Annotated in this window: 14 protein-coding genes; 9 read left to right on the top strand and 5 right to left on the bottom strand. The window is 62.2% G+C overall.

The genetic code is table 11. The annotated features are described in order from the left end of the window. Positions 1-26: 26 nt before the first annotated feature. Genes C4J85_RS13810 through xylB form a run of 3 tightly spaced genes read left to right on the top strand, consistent with a single transcriptional unit; the run spans position 27 to position 3,449 of the window. Complete coding sequence (locus C4J85_RS13810) at positions 27-959, top strand: ABC transporter substrate-binding protein (RefSeq protein WP_124367049.1); 933 nt, start codon at positions 27-29, stop codon at positions 957-959. A 21-nt stretch (positions 960-980) separates the two neighbouring features. Further along, positions 981-1,973, top strand: a complete 993-nt coding sequence (locus C4J85_RS13815; protein WP_124404178.1) for a LacI family DNA-binding transcriptional regulator — start codon at positions 981-983, stop codon at positions 1,971-1,973. A gap of 15 nt (positions 1,974-1,988) precedes the next feature. Continuing rightward, positions 1,989-3,449, top strand: a complete 1,461-nt coding sequence (xylB, locus tag C4J85_RS13820; protein WP_124409921.1) for a xylulokinase — start codon at positions 1,989-1,991, stop codon at positions 3,447-3,449. A 52-nt stretch (positions 3,450-3,501) separates the two neighbouring features. Here xylB and C4J85_RS13825 read toward each other — a convergent pair whose 3' ends face one another. Continuing rightward, complete coding sequence (locus C4J85_RS13825) at positions 3,502-3,942, bottom strand: Lrp/AsnC family transcriptional regulator (RefSeq protein ID WP_124362860.1); 441 nt, start codon at positions 3,940-3,942, stop codon at positions 3,502-3,504. A gap of 109 nt (positions 3,943-4,051) precedes the next feature. Here C4J85_RS13825 and C4J85_RS13830 point away from each other — a divergent pair, with 109 nt between their 5' ends. Next, positions 4,052-4,951 (top strand): DMT family transporter, encoded by a 900-nt coding sequence (locus C4J85_RS13830; protein WP_124409922.1) that lies wholly within the window; start codon positions 4,052-4,054, stop codon positions 4,949-4,951. Between the two features lie 96 nt (positions 4,952-5,047). Here the strand turns inward: C4J85_RS13830 and C4J85_RS13835 are convergent, their stop codons facing one another. The 3 genes from C4J85_RS13835 to C4J85_RS13845 form a co-directional block, all read right to left on the bottom strand. Continuing rightward, the gene (locus C4J85_RS13835) at positions 5,048-7,027 is read right to left on the bottom strand and encodes a U32 family peptidase (protein WP_124409923.1); all 1,980 of its coding nucleotides are present in this window, start codon (positions 7,025-7,027) and stop codon (positions 5,048-5,050) included. Between the two features lie 338 nt (positions 7,028-7,365). Continuing rightward, positions 7,366-7,746, bottom strand: coding sequence for a RidA family protein (locus C4J85_RS13840; RefSeq protein ID WP_124362863.1), 381 nt, complete (start codon positions 7,744-7,746; stop codon positions 7,366-7,368). Positions 7,747-7,818: 72 nt separating this feature from the next. After that, entirely contained in the window at positions 7,819-8,688 is an 870-nt protein-coding gene (locus C4J85_RS13845; protein ID WP_124409924.1) for an oxaloacetate decarboxylase, read from the bottom strand. A gap of 289 nt (positions 8,689-8,977) precedes the next feature. Here C4J85_RS13845 and C4J85_RS13850 point away from each other — a divergent pair, with 289 nt between their 5' ends. The 3 genes from C4J85_RS13850 (at position 8,978) to C4J85_RS13860 (ending at position 12,349) form a co-directional block, all read left to right on the top strand. Next, positions 8,978-9,934 (top strand): ABC transporter substrate-binding protein, encoded by a 957-nt coding sequence (locus tag C4J85_RS13850; RefSeq protein WP_124409925.1) that lies wholly within the window; start codon positions 8,978-8,980, stop codon positions 9,932-9,934. 23 nt (positions 9,935-9,957) lie between these two features. Next, positions 9,958-11,280 (top strand): LLM class flavin-dependent oxidoreductase, encoded by a 1,323-nt coding sequence (locus tag C4J85_RS13855; RefSeq protein WP_124409926.1) that lies wholly within the window; start codon positions 9,958-9,960, stop codon positions 11,278-11,280. Positions 11,281-11,416: 136 nt separating this feature from the next. Continuing rightward, on the top strand, positions 11,417-12,349 hold the full coding sequence (locus tag C4J85_RS13860; RefSeq protein WP_124367057.1) for a cupin: 933 nt from the start codon (positions 11,417-11,419) through the stop codon (positions 12,347-12,349). Positions 12,350-12,379: 30 nt separating this feature from the next. Here C4J85_RS13860 and C4J85_RS13865 read toward each other — a convergent pair whose 3' ends face one another. Then, positions 12,380-12,640 carry a metallothionein gene (locus C4J85_RS13865; RefSeq protein ID WP_177412827.1) on the bottom strand — a complete coding sequence of 87 codons (261 nt, stop codon included), beginning with the start codon at positions 12,638-12,640 and terminating at the stop codon, positions 12,380-12,382. 193 nt (positions 12,641-12,833) lie between these two features. Between C4J85_RS13865 and C4J85_RS13870 the strand changes: the two genes are divergently transcribed. Together C4J85_RS13870 and C4J85_RS13875 are read left to right on the top strand one after the other, a co-directional pair. Further along, a complete protein-coding gene (locus tag C4J85_RS13870) occupies positions 12,834-13,064 on the top strand; it encodes a DUF317 domain-containing protein (protein ID WP_124409927.1) in 231 nt (76 codons plus the stop codon). A 43-nt stretch (positions 13,065-13,107) separates the two neighbouring features. Beyond that, a complete protein-coding gene (locus C4J85_RS13875; RefSeq protein WP_124409928.1) occupies positions 13,108-13,725 on the top strand; it encodes a dTMP kinase in 618 nt (205 codons plus the stop codon). Positions 13,726-13,742 lie beyond the last annotated feature (17 nt).

Consider the following 13,742-nt stretch of genomic DNA (forward strand, 5'->3'; position numbering starts at 1 on the left):
CTACAACAATCACAAGAGAGACCGCCATGAACGTCAAACGTATCTTCCCCGTCATTGCCTTGGCTGCCCTGATGTCCCAGGCCGTGCAGGCCCGCGAACTCAAGGCCCTGGGCATCAGCATGGGCTCGTTGGGCAACCCGTATTTCGTGACCCTGGCCGATGGCGCCACGGCGCAGGCCAAGGCACTCAACCCCAACGTCAAGGTGACGTCGGTGTCGGCTGACTATGATTTGAGCAAGCAGTTCTCGCAGATCGACAACTTCATCTCATCCAAGGTCGACCTGATCCTGATCAACGCCGTCGACCCGTCCGCCATGGCCTCGGCGATCAAGAAAGCCCGCGACGCCGGCATTGTGGTGGTGGCGGTAGATGTGGACGCCAAGGGTGTGAACGCCACGGTGCAGACCGACAACGTCGAAGCTGGCAAGCTGGCCTGCCAGTACCTGGTGGACAAGCTGTCGGGCAAAGGCAATGTGATTATCCAGAACGGCCCGCAAGTCACCGCGGTGACTGACCGCGTCAAAGGGTGCAAGGCCGCCCTGGCCGGCGCGCCGGACATTAAAGTGCTGTCCGACGACCAGGACGCCAAGGGCTCGCGCGAAGGCGGCCTGAACGCGATGCAGGGTTACCTGACACGCTTCCCGAAAATCGACGGCCTGTTCGCGATCAACGACCCGCAAGCCATCGGCAGCGACCTGGCGGCCAAGCAGCTCAAGCGCAGCGGCATCATCATTACCTCGGTGGACGGCGCGCCGGATATCGAGAATGCGCTCAAGACCGACACACAGATCCAGGCCTCCGCCAGCCAGGACCCGTGGGCCATGGCCCAGACAGCGGTGAACGTCGGCAATGACCTGCTCAATGACAAGGCCCCGGCCGAAGCGGTGACCCTGCTCACGCCCAAACTCATCACCCGCGACAACGTCGGCAGCTACAGCGGCTGGTCGAGCAAGCACTGATTGACTCAAGGGGAGCGCGCCGTGGTCACCATGGACGACGTGGCAAGCAGGGCCGGCGTGTCGCCGTCGACCGTGTCCCACGTGTTGAACGGCACCCGCAAGGTCAGCCCGGCCACGGTGCAGGCGGTACAGCGTGCGATTCGGGAGCTGGGCTATATCCCCAACACCCTGGCGCGCGCGCTGGCCCGTTCCACCACCAACACCATTGGCGTGGCGATCTCGGCGCTGTCCAACCATTACTTCAGCGAGACGGTGCACGCGATTGAAACCGAGTGCGCCCGGCACGGCTACATGATGCTGTTTGTCGACACCCACGACGACCCGGAGCAGGAATTACGCGTGGTCACCGCGCTGCATCACCGGCGGGTCGACGGCATTGTGCTGGCGCCGTCGAACGGCTCGTTGGCCCTGGACTACCTGCGCGCCAATGAGCTGCCTGCGGTGCTGGTGGATCGCATGATGAGCGAGCAGTTCGACCAGGTTGGCGTGGAGAACAGCCAGGCCACCCAGGCGTTGATCGAGCACCTGATCGCCCACGGGCACCGGCGCATCGGCTTTATCGCCGGGCGTGCGGGCTTCAGCACCACCGATGAGCGGGTGGCGGGCTACCAGGCCGCGTTGCAGGCGGCGGGGCTGGCGTTCGATCCGCAGTTGCTGGTCAACGGCGGCTCCAACACCGAGCCGGCCCGCCAGGCCACCCGGCAGTTGCTGAGCCTGGCCGAACCGCCGACCGCCATCATGGCCGGCAATAACCTGATGACTCTCGGCGCCATGCACGCCCTGCGTGATGCGCAGATCGAGGTGCCGGGGCAAATGGCGTTGGTCGGCTTCGATGATTTCGAATGGGCGGACTTTTTCGTGCCGCGCCTGACCTTGATCGCCCAGCCGGTCCAGCAACTGGGCGCCCGCGCTGTCGAGCTGTTGCTGCAACGCATGGCAACCCCCACTGCACCCAAGCACAGCGTGCGCCTGGCGCCACGCCTGCAGGTGCGTAATTCCTGTGGCTGTGATTGATCGGACCCACCCCGTATGAACCGTCCTGTTTCCCTTGGTATTGACCTTGGCACCTCCGAACTCAAAGCCATCCTCATGGACCTCGACGGCAGCGTGCTGGCCCGCGCGGGCGTGCACTTGAGCGTGTCGCGCCGCCATGGCGGCTGGTCCGAGCAGGCGCCCGAAGACTGGTGGCAGGCCTGCCTGCAGGCACTGGACTCACTGCGCGCCCATGAGGCGTTTGCCCGCGTGGCCTGTATCGGCCTGTCCGGGCAGATGCACGGCGCGGTTTTGCTGGGAGCCGACAACCGCGTGTTGTACCCGGCAATCCTGTGGGACGACTCCCGCGCGGTTCAGCAGGCGGAACAACTGGGCACCGGCTATGCCGAGATCACCGGCAGCTTGCCGATGGCCGGGTTGACCGCACCGAAACTACTCTGGCTGCAACAGCATGAGCCTGACGTGTTCAAGGCGATTGATTGCGTGCTCTCGCCCAAGGATTATCTGCGCTTGCGCCTGTGCGGGGAGCGGATCAGCGAGATGTCGGACGCCGCCGGCACCCTGTGGCTGGATGTGGCGCGACGCGAGTGGTTTACCCCGATGCTGCACGCCACCGGCCTGACGCCTACGCAAATGCCCAGGCTGGTGGAGGGCGGTGCCGCAAGCGCTGGTGTCACGGCCGCTGGGGTGGGTTTGTCGCCGCAGGTGGTAATCGCCGGTGGGGGCGGCGATAACCCAGTGGCGGCCGTCGGGATCGGCGCTATCGATGCCGGTGACGGGTTTATCACCCTGGGCACCAGCGCGGCGATTGCCGCGATTACCGCGCACGCCGCCGGCAACCCGGCCAGTGCGGTGCACAGCTTCTGCCATGCGCTGCCCGAGCGCTGGTACACCATGGGCGCCATGCTGGCCGGCGCCAGTTGCTTGCGCTGGGTAACGCGCCTGACGGGCATGGCGGATGAACAAACGCTGTTGGACCAGGTGCAGGCGCAACTGCCGATCGGGCACGCGGTGCCGCTGCCCACCCCGTTGTTTTTGCCGTACCTGGCGGGTGAGCGCACGCCGCATAACGACCCCTTGCTGCGCGGCGGCTTTATGGGGCTTGGCCATGACTGCACACCGGCGATGCTCGGCTATGCGGTGATGGAAGGCGTGGGTTTTGGCTTGCTCGACGCCTGGCGCGCGGTGCAGTCGACCGGGGCCGAGGTCAAATCCTTCGCGCTCGTCGGCGGAGGGGCGCGCAGTGAGTATTGGGCGCAACTGCTGGCGAACATTCTGCAGCGGGAGGTTTTTACCCTGCATGGCAGCGAACTGAGCGCGTGCATCGGCGCGGCGAAATTGGGGTTCATGGCCATCGGGGAGGGCGCTGATTTGCTGGCGGCGGGGATGCCGGTGAAGGCGCGGTATGTGCCCGATGAGCAAGTGCAGCCGGTATTGGCGGCGCGGTATGGCAAATTCCAGGGGTTGCTTGCGGCAGCCAAAGCCCACCGGGATTGAACAGGATCATTCCCACGCTCCCGCGTGGGAACGATCAGTGTTCTGCGTGCTGTCAGTCAGTCAACGGCGGCAAGCGCCGTTTCACCGGGGTTTTCTTGACGATGGCAGTGTTGGTTTCGGCATACCCGTTGATCCGGTCGAGCAGGCTGTCCAGGTGGTCCATGGTGCGCACATGCAGGCGGGCGATGAAGCAGTCTTCGCCGGTGACTTTGTCGCATTCGGTGAATTCGGGGATTGCCTGAATCTGCCGTTCCACTTCCTGCAACTTGCCGGGCAGCGGGCGGATGCGCACGATGGCTTGCAGCAGATAGCCAAAATGCTTGGGATCGATATCGACGGTGTAGTGGGTCAGCACGCCGCGTTCCTCCAGGCGGCGCAAGCGCTCGCCGACGCTTGGCGAAGACAGCCCGGTGATACCTGCCAGAGCCTTGAGCGACAGGCGTGAGTCATCCATCAAGGCGGCGATCAGTTGCTGGTCGATGGTGTCAATCATGGTGTTCGCCTAATAAGAAAAGGTGATTTTAGGTTTTGGCCTTTTTTAGTCGCTGGAGCGGCTGTCGAGCAGCTTGCCATAATTGAACCTCACTTGAGGAGCATCAATCATGGATACAGCTGTCCGTCGCGGAACCTGGGAAATGATCGCCGCCATGCTGATCTCCGGCACCATCGGCTGGTTTGTGCTGGTGTCGGGCGTGTCGGTGATCGAAGTGGTGTTCTGGCGCTGCATGATCGGCGCGCTGGCGCTGCTGCTGGTGTGCGCATGGCTCGGCTACCTGAAGCTGGACTTGCTCAGTTGGGCCAAGTTCGGGCTGGCGGTACTCAGCGGTGTGGCCATCGTCGGCAACTGGCTGCTGCTGTTCGAATCCTACTCGCGTGCGTCAATCGCCATCAGTACGGCGGTGTACAACGTGCAACCGTTTCTACTGGTGATGCTGGCGGCGCTGTTTCTCGGTGAGAAAATCACCCTGCAGAAGATGGCCTGGCTGAGCGTGGCGTTCCTGGGCATGCTGGCAATCGTCACGGCCCATGGTGAACAACCGGCTGGCGAGGACTATTTGACCGGCATCGCGCTGGCCCTGGGCGCGGCGTTGTTGTACGCGATTGCAGCGCTGATCATCAAGCAGCTCAAGCAAGTGCCGCCGCATTTGATGGCGTTGATCCAGGTGACTACCGGCGCGGTATTGCTGGCGCCGCTGGTGCCTTGGGACCGCTTACCCACGTCGACTGATGCCTGGGCGGCACTCGCCACCCTGGGCCTGGTGCACACGGGTTTGATGTATGTGTTGTTGTACGGAGCCATTCAGAAGCTACCGACTGCGATGACCGGCGCCTTGTCGTTCATCTACCCGATTGCGGCGATTTTCGTCGACTGGATCGCCTTCGGGCATCGCCTTGGATGGCTGCAATGGTTGGGCGTGGCGGCGATTCTGCTGGCGGCGGCGGGGTTGCAGCGGGGCTGGTGGTGGCCCCGTAGCTTCGGTAGGAGCGAGGGGGACGCCTAGTTCTTGCTCGCGAAGAACGCTAACGATAACGCAGCTCATCGGGTAAACATGCGGCGTTCTCAGGTTTCTCGCGAGCAAGCTCGCTCCTACAGAGGGTCAGTGAGTGCCCTGGAAGATGATGTTTTCCGGGTTGAAATGCTCCACGGCGCTGCCCGGCTGCGGCAATCCGAGGATGTGCCCCTTGATCTTGCCGACCACGTGCATTTCGCATGGTTTGCAGTCGAACTTCAGCGTCAGCACCTCATCGCCATGGATCAACTGCATCGGCGCCACCTTGGTCTTCACCCCCGTCACACCCTTGGCCTGTTTAGGGCACAGGTTGAACGAGAAACGCAGGCAGTGCTTGGTGATCATCACCGGTACTTCGCCGGTTTCTTCGTGGGCCTCGAAGGCGGCATCGATCAGCTTCACACCGTGACGGTGGTAAAAGTCGCGGGCCTTCTGGTTGTACACGTTGGCCAGGAACGACAGGTGCGCGTCTGGGTACACCGGCGGCGGCGTGGTCTCGGCCTTGCGTCCACCGCGCGGGTGCGCGGCGACGCGAGCGACGGTCAGGGCTTCGATCACTTCACGGCGCAATGCCTTGAGCTGCGAGTTGGGAATGAAGAACGCGTGCGGCGCGTCCAGCTCGATGCGGGTGGCGTGGTACTCGGTAGTACCGAGCTGGCCCAGCAGGTCGCGCAGCGTGTCCAGGGCCTGTTCCGGCTTGTTGGCCACGCCAAACGGGCCGGGCAGGGTGACGCTGGCGCTGATGCCTTCTTCGCTGGTGGCGGTGATTTGCAACTGTTCTTCACGCAGGCGCGCCACCCAAGCCAAGCCGATACGACGCTCGGCTGAGGTCTTGAGCAGCGCCTGTTGCCAGTTATGGTCCAGATTGCGGTTCAACGGGTGATTCGGGCGCAGTTGGTGCAGGCCCGCCGGCATTTCGTTCGGTTCGACGCGGTAGCGGTAGCGCTTCTCGCCGTCTTCCTCGAATTCGCCCTTGGGCTCGGCGATGTTGGCGCGGAACCCCACCACTTCACGCTTGACCAGTACATTGAGGCCGTCGCCGTTGGACAGCGGCTCATGGGTGACCACCTGCAAGTCGCGCTTGCCGGCTTTTTCCACCACACCCACCGGCAGGCCGGTGAAGGTCGGGGTGTCGAAGGCGCCGATATCGATCTTGCGGTCGCTGACAAAGTAGTCGGTACTGCCACGGTGGAAGGTTTTTTCCGGGTCGGGCAGGAAGAAGTGCGCGGTACGCCCGCTGGAAGCGCGGGCCAGGTCCGGGCGGTCTTCGAGGATTTCGTCGAGGCGCTGGCGGTAGTAGGCGGTGATGTTCTTCACATAGCCCATGTCCTTGTAGCGGCCTTCGATCTTGAACGAACGCACGCCGGCTTCGACCAGTGCGCGCAGGTTGGCGCTCTGGTTGTTGTCTTTCATCGACAGCAGGTGCTTTTCAAAGGCGACGACGCGGCCCTGATCATCTTTCAAGGTATACGGCAGGCGGCACGCCTGGGAGCAATCGCCACGGTTGGCGCTGCGGCCGTTCTGCGCGTGGGAAATATTGCACTGCCCGGAGAATGCCACGCACAAGGCGCCATGGATGAAGAACTCGATGGCGGCCTCGGTCTCGTCGGCGATGGCGCGGATCTCTTGCAGGTTCAGCTCGCGCGCCAGTACCAACTGAGAGAAACCGGCCTGGTCGAGGAACCTGGCGCGGCCCAGGGTGCGAATATCGGTCTGGGTGCTGGCGTGCAGCTCGATGGGCGGAATATCCAGCTCCATCACGCCCAGGTCTTGCACGATCAACGCATCGACACCGGCGTCGTAGAGCTGGTGGATCAGCTTGCGCGCTGGCTCCAGTTCGTTGTCATGCAAGATGGTGTTGATGGTGGTGAAGACGCGAGCGTGGTAACGGCGGGCGAATTCCACCAGTTGCGCGATATCGCTCACCTCGTTACAGGCATTGTGACGGGCGCCGAAGCTCGGCCCGCCGATATAAATGGCGTCGGCGCCATGCAGGATAGCCTCGCGTGCGATGGCCACATCGCGGGCAGGGCTGAGCAATTCCAGGTGATGCTTGGGCAAGGACATAGTTTTTTTAGTCAGGCTTGTCACGGTCGAGGCGGGCATTGTAGCTGCGAAAAGTCTTACCGGCATCTACCACAGGGCTGTCGGGCTCATGGACCTGCCGCTGATGGCGGTGGGTCAGTCACACATGCACTTGCTGACACTGCCCCATCGGGAGCAAGCCCCCTCCCACAGTTTGATCGAGTCAGGCATCCCGACCCGGTTGGCTCCGAGACCTTCTCACTGTGTTTACCAAGGCTGTCGATATGCGCCGAACCAATGTGGGAGGGGGCTTGCCCCCGATGGCGGTGGGTCAGCCACACATGCACTTGCTGACACTCCCTCCAACAATGTTGACCGAGTCAGGCCTTGGCAGCCATTGCCGTTACCTCAACACGCATACCTTCTACAGCCAACGCGGCAACACCCACCGCAGCCCGTACCGGCCATGGCTTGGCGAAAAAGCGTTTGTAGACTTCGTTGAACGCGGCGCGGTCGGCCATGTCGGTCAGGTAGATGGTCAGGTGCATGACCCGGTCCATGGAGCTGCCGGCTTTTTCCAGCGCGACTTTCAGCGCTTGCAGGGTGCATTCGCTTTGCAGCGTGATATCGCCCAGCTCCAGGCTGCCGTCGGCGCGGGTTGGAATCTGGGTGGAGACCAGGATGCCGTTGAAGCCGATCACGTCGGAGGAGATCGAATCGGCATCCGGGTCGGGTGTGAAGGTCAGGTCGTGGTTGGCCATGGGCGCCTCGTGTTGGCAGGAACGAAAAGGCGCCATGGTCCCTGAAAAAATCACCTGGGGCAAACCAGGGGTTTACTCTTTCACGTCCATGAACTCCTCAGCCCACGCCACATAGCTCTCCGGCAATGTGTAGGTGTGGGTCAGCTCGGTCGCGCTGAGGTTCGATGTGCTGTGGGTCAACTGCCGTTGCGCGCGCAGGCTGTCGTAAGTGGCCTTGATCGCGGCGAAGTAGGCGCCATGCCCAGCCACCACGATGCGCACGCCCAGGCTCGCCAGGCGCTTGCTGTCGTGCAGCTGCGGGTTGCCGTAGGTCACCAGCATCAGCGGCACCGTGAGGTTTTCGGCGATTTTCTCCAGGTGGTCGAAGTCTTTGACGCCGACCATGCAGATCCCATCGGCACCGGCCTTTTCATAGGCCTGGGTGCGCGCAATCACGTCTTCGGTGGGCAATACGCCGGCGTTGGTGCGCGCGATGATCGACAGTTCAGGATCGACACGCGCTTCCAGAGCCGCCTTGACCTTGCCGATGCCTTCTTCGACAGAGATCAGGTCGGTGGATTTACGCCCGAATTGCGCAGGCAGCAGGGTGTCTTCAATGGTCAGCGCCGCGACGCCAGCGCGTTCCAGCTCTTCAACCGTACGCATCACGTTCAGGGCATTGCCGTAGCCGTGGTCGGCGTCTGCAATGAACGGCAACTGCGCGACGCGGCCGATGCGGGTGGCCTGTTCGACGAACTCACTCAGGGTAATCAACGCGAAATCAGGTGCCGCCAGTACCTGCAGGGAGGCGACGGAGCCGCCGAGAATACCCACCTCAAAACCCAGGTCGGCCGCGATTCGGGCAGACATGGGGTCGAAAACCGAGGCGGTTTCAACACAGATGGGCGTGGCAAGCAGTTCGCGGAAGTTGCGGCGCAGCGCTGAGTGAGAAATCTTGGGCATGGTCTTTCCTGGCTTTGGTCATCGTCAAGTGACGATCAATGTCTATTCGTGGTGGCGTGAGATTACCACGCAGACGGGCAGGGGTTGATGACGTTTGAATGCGCAAGGGGCGTCTTGCGCGGCGACGCGCCAATAAAATGCAATATGTGCATTTTTAGTGAATTACGTTATGCAATATAAATATTTTACATGTCTTTCTTATAACCTCATCGTAATGCCCTTACGACTATCGCCGAGACCGCACGCGCGGACCGACTTGACGTGCCTCCCATGGCATCTGGAGACGAACGTGCGTTACCTGTCAAAACTGGCGACCGGCATGGCCGCCGCATTGATCTGTCTCACCGCCCATGCGCAAACGCTGGTAGTGGGCGATCAAAGCTATAACGCCCAAGCCGCGATGGAAGCGGCGGGGGTGCTTGAGGATCTTCCCTACACCCTTGAATGGAAGCAATTCACGGCCGGATCGCCGGTGGCCGAAGCGCTCAACGTCGGCAGCCTGGATATCGGCCTGCTCGGCGACGCGCCGGTGTTGTTCCTGGGCGCATTGGGCGCGCCGATCAAGGTGATCGCCGTCAGCCGGCAAAACCTGGCGGGCGTGGCGATTCTGGTCAAGCAGGACTCGTCGATCCACAGCCTGGCGGACCTGGCGGGCAAACGTGCAGCCATCTGGAAAGGTTCCTGGAGCCAGCAACTGCTGCTGAGCGCACTGGATAACGCCGGCGTTGCCCGCGACGCGCTGCAGTTGCGTTACCTCAGCGCACTGGATGCGTCCCATGCGCTGGAAGGCGGCTCGGTCGATGTCATCGCCACCTGGGAGCCTTATGTGACCCAGCAGGAACGCCAAGGTGCACGGGTACTCGCGACGGCCGAGGGGTTGATTCCCGCCCAGAGTTTTATCGCCGCCAACGCCGCGGCGGTCGACGACAAACGCGCGCCCATCAACGACTTTCTCCAGCGCCTGAAAAAAGCCCGTGACTGGGCACGCCAGAGCCCGGCCAACACCAACGCCTACGCTGACGCATGGGCCAAACGCACCCGCGCCGACGCTGAAATCGCCCGCGCCTGGTTTGCCAGGGCACGCACCACGGTCGAACCGCTGACTGCCCAGGCACCGGTCGAGGCGCAAAAGACCGTGGACTTCTTCGCCAGCGAAGGCCTGATCAAGGCTTACCCGGCCGCCAGCCTGTTCGACCCGTCATTCGCCGCGGCCCTGCAGCCCGCCGTCGCCCAGGCACAGCCCTGAATACACCTAGGAATCTCTCTGACATGACCAAACGACAGCTCAAACTGGGCGCCTTGACCATGGGTTGCGGTGGGCCGGGTCGCCACAATTTGTGGCTCGACCCGCAATTGCCGGCCGACGCCAGCGTGAACATCGACTGGTACATCGATATCGCGCGCCAGGCCGAGGCGGCGTTGTTCGACTTGATCTTTATCGTCGACAGCCAGTTCATCACCCCGGGCTCGCCTTCCCATTACCTCAATCGCCTGGAACCGCTGACGCTGTTGTCGGCGCTGGCCGTGAGCACGCGGCATATCGGCCTGGTCGGTACGCTGACCACCTCCTACAACGCGCCGTATAACGTTGCGCGGCGCCTGGCTTCCCTGGATCTGATCAGCAAGGGCCGCGCCGGCTGGAACGTGGTGACCAGCGGCGATGCCGGTACCGCCGGCAATTACAGCCTTGATGAGCATTATGACTACACCACGCGTTACAGCCGCGCCGCCGAACACGTCCAGGTGGTGCAGGGGCTGTGGAACTCCTATGAGGACGACGCCTTCGTGCGCGACCGCGCCACCGGCCAGTTTCTCGACCCGAGCAAACTGCATAGCCTGAATCATCAGGGCGAGCACTTTGCGGTGGTCGGCCCGCTGAACATCCAGCGCTCACCCCAGGGGCAGCCGGTGATCTTCCAGGCCGGGGATTCCGAACAAGGCCGCGACCTGGGCGCCGCCACCGCCGACGTCATCTTCACCCATGCCGCCAGCATCGAGCAGGGCCAGGCGTTTTACCGGAATATAAAAGACAGGGCGCTGCAACGCGGGCGCGATCCGGAGCAGTTATTGATCATGCCCGGCGCGGAAATCTATGTGGGCGACACCGATGCCCACGCCCGCGAAATCGAGCAGCATTATCATCAGGTCGACCATAGTTTCGAGCTTGCGCTGAAAGAATTCGGGCGTAATTTCGGCTGGCATGACTTCAGCCAGTACGACCTGGATGCGCCATTCCCTCAAGAAAGCCTGGAGGCTGCGCGCAGCAGCTTTTTCACTGCGGCCAAACGCATCGCCGATCAGGCCCGCGAGAAAGGTTTCAGCCTGCGCCAGGCCGTAGAATTTGGCCGCCAACTGCGTCCGGGAGCCTTCACCGGCACGGCTGACACGGTGGCGCAAAAAATGGCGGATTGGCTGCACGCCCGCGCCGTGGATGGTTTCAACATCTACATCGGGCACCCGGAGCAGTTCACTCGCTTTACCCGAGAAGTCATACCGTTGCTGCAGGAACGCGGTGTTTACCGGACCGCGTATGAAGGGAGTACGTTACGCGAGCGCCTGGGGCTGGAAATTCCGCAGTTTGCACGGCGTTAAGCCGCTGCCATCGTTTGACCTGACTGCCGTGCGGATCAAGGGATGCATCCGCCGGCGTGCTATGCCTATAGTTCACTCACCCCCACAGCGCACTCAACGGCGCTGTGCAAACCAGCCGAAGACTGAGGTGAGCCTGATGAACCGTGAATTCAGCCGCGCATTGTCCGATCCCCACCAAGTGGACGCCGAGTACTTCGAGTACAGCAAGGCTGCCAACCCCATCAGTGCCAATCTCATACCGCGCATTCCCTACCACAGTTTTCCTGCCGCGCTGTATGACAGCGGCCCTTCACGCGTCGTGCCGCTGGACCTCAGCGACGCCCTGGGCTGCGAAGGCCCGGCCACAGGTCCCGGATTGTGCGCCAACTTTATGCGACTCAACCGTGGCGACACGCTGACCGTGCAACCCAACGCGACCTCCCAGGTTTTCTACGTGATCGCCGGGGAGGGCCGCGTGGTGCAGGCCGAGCATGAGATCCAATGGTCCAAAGGCTGCTTTATCGCGCTGCCGGGTTTGCAGGCGGCGCACTTCAGTGCCAGCGCGGATGCACGCCTTTACTACGTGCACGATGAACCGTTGCTGCGCTACCTCGGGGTGGTACCCAGTGCAGATCGCTTCACACCAACGCTGTACCCCGCAGCGCTGGCCAACGCCAAGCTGCGCGAGGCGGCGGATGATCCGCGTGCCCAGGACCGCAGCCGCATCAGTATCCTGCTGGGCAACCGCAACTTTCCCCAAACGCGCACTGTTACCCACGTACTGTGGGCGATGTACGGCATTCTGCCGGCCGGGTCGGTGCAAAAGCCCCACCGGCACCAGTCGATTGCCCTGGATTTCATCATTGACTGCCCGCCAGGCTGCTACTCCCTGGTCGGCACCGAGCTGGACACGGACGGGCAAATCCGCAATCCGGTACGAGTCGACTGGTCGCCCGGCCTGGCGTTCGTGACGCCGCCTGGGTATTGGCATGCGCACTTCAATGAATCCGACACCGAGGCGTTCCTCATCCCGATCCAGGACGCGGGGCTGCAAACCTACCTGCGTGCGTTGGATATTCGGTTCAGTTGAGGGAGCAACGCCCCAATGTGGATTGCATGATCAGGGTGAAATGGGATCGCTCGCCGGGAAGGTTTCTTCGATGGCCTCGTCAAGCTGGCTATCGCTGACAGCGCGGTCCTGCACCTTTACATGCGACTCGCAATGGCATTCGGCACTGGGGCATGCCTGACCGCGTGGGTGCAGGTCGGCGCAGGCCTGGCTGCAATAGGCTTTACCGTCGCGTTGATAGCGCGCGGCATCGGTCACCTGGCAACTGCAGCCTGGGCAGGCGCATGGCAAATCCGGGGTGGCGTGGTTCATGAGTCCTCCAATTGTCAGTCATGGTTGAAGCGTCCACACCTAGTTTGATAAGCCGAAATCCAAGAGTTTAAAAAAAACAGGGTAGGGGTGACGAGCGGCGGGTGTGCGTGTGTGAGACAAGAAAACGAACCCTGCGCTGCCTCGTGCGTCTATGGTGATAACAACGATCACACAGACGCGAGGAGGTTTACCCATGATTGATTACCCAGCGGGCGACACCGATTCAGAAGCGCGCAACCGTTCGATCGGTGATGCCATAGGCCTGGCCGCCGATGAAGTCGAGTTGTGGGTGGCTTCGGTGGAAGAAGACGGCAGCGGCATGGGCTATGTGCTGACGTTTTCCGCGGACACGCCCAGCGAAATCCTCGCCAAGGTCGAGGGGCTGGGCGCTGATCGCACGATCAATATCGGTCCGATCGATTGATTGCCACAGGGCCAGGATCATTCACACCCTGGGAGCAGGTCAAATGAGTCGCCCGCTGTTCATTTCGCTGGACGGGCCCAAGGGCACCGGCAAGACCACGCTGCTGGAGGCTGTTACCTCAGCATTGAGGGCAGACGGCAAAAAGGTGATCCGACTGTGCGAAAAAAAGAGCGATCCCCATCGGGGTGAAACCATGGCGCTGGTCAACCAGCTCGTCAGGCATCCCAGCCCGGCACTGGAGTTGGCGGTGTGTGAGCGATTTGCTGATAGCCGTGGCTGGATTTCCCGGCATGTACTGCCCAAACAGCCTTCTGACAGCATCATCCTGATTGACCGCTGGTACCCGTCTGACGCGGCGTTTCGGCGCCTGATTCCGTTCGCAGAGATCCTAAAGATGAACATGGAGCATGGCGTGCAGGTGCCAGATCTGCATGTCGGGGTAGTCACTGACGCTGAAACGTCATGGGCGAGGGCGGCAGCACGAACACGTGGGCTGGGCAGTACGGTGCTGCACTCCCTGGAAGAACAGGTGGCCTGCACGCTGGGGTTCGAGCAAGCGGTTGCCGATCACGGTTGGGTGCTATGCCGTAACGAAGGATCGATCGAGGACGCCACGGCGCAGGTGGTTGCTGAGATCTATGGCGTGCTGAGTGGGCGCTAGCAGTTCCGTATCGCACT

This window comes from Pseudomonas sp. R4-34-07 (genome assembly GCF_003852375.1).
Classification (GTDB): Bacteria; Pseudomonadota; Gammaproteobacteria; order Pseudomonadales; family Pseudomonadaceae; genus Aquipseudomonas.

What these genes read in the sequence shown, in the direction of transcription:
- C4J85_RS13810 (WP_124367049.1), top strand. Translation starts at nt 27, where the DNA reads ATGAACGTCAAACGTATCTTCCCCGTCATTGCCTTGGCTGCCCTGATG.
- xylB (WP_124409921.1), top strand. Translation starts at nt 1,989, where the DNA reads ATGAACCGTCCTGTTTCCCTTGGTATTGACCTTGGCACCTCCGAACTC.
- C4J85_RS13825 (WP_124362860.1), bottom strand. Translation starts at nt 3,942, where the DNA reads ATGATTGACACCATCGACCAGCAACTGATCGCCGCCTTGATGGATGAC.
- C4J85_RS13830 (WP_124409922.1), top strand. Translation starts at nt 4,052, where the DNA reads ATGGATACAGCTGTCCGTCGCGGAACCTGGGAAATGATCGCCGCCATG.
- C4J85_RS13835 (WP_124409923.1), bottom strand. Translation starts at nt 7,027, where the DNA reads ATGTCCTTGCCCAAGCATCACCTGGAATTGCTCAGCCCTGCCCGCGAT.
- C4J85_RS13840 (WP_124362863.1), bottom strand. Translation starts at nt 7,746, where the DNA reads ATGGCCAACCACGACCTGACCTTCACACCCGACCCGGATGCCGATTCG.
- C4J85_RS13845 (WP_124409924.1), bottom strand. Translation starts at nt 8,688, where the DNA reads ATGCCCAAGATTTCTCACTCAGCGCTGCGCCGCAACTTCCGCGAACTG.
- C4J85_RS13855 (WP_124409926.1), top strand. Translation starts at nt 9,958, where the DNA reads ATGACCAAACGACAGCTCAAACTGGGCGCCTTGACCATGGGTTGCGGT.
- C4J85_RS13860 (WP_124367057.1), top strand. Translation starts at nt 11,417, where the DNA reads ATGAACCGTGAATTCAGCCGCGCATTGTCCGATCCCCACCAAGTGGAC.
- C4J85_RS13865 (WP_177412827.1), bottom strand. Translation starts at nt 12,640, where the DNA reads ATGAACCACGCCACCCCGGATTTGCCATGCGCCTGCCCAGGCTGCAGT.
- C4J85_RS13870 (WP_124409927.1), top strand. Translation starts at nt 12,834, where the DNA reads ATGATTGATTACCCAGCGGGCGACACCGATTCAGAAGCGCGCAACCGT.
- C4J85_RS13875 (WP_124409928.1), top strand. Translation starts at nt 13,108, where the DNA reads ATGAGTCGCCCGCTGTTCATTTCGCTGGACGGGCCCAAGGGCACCGGC.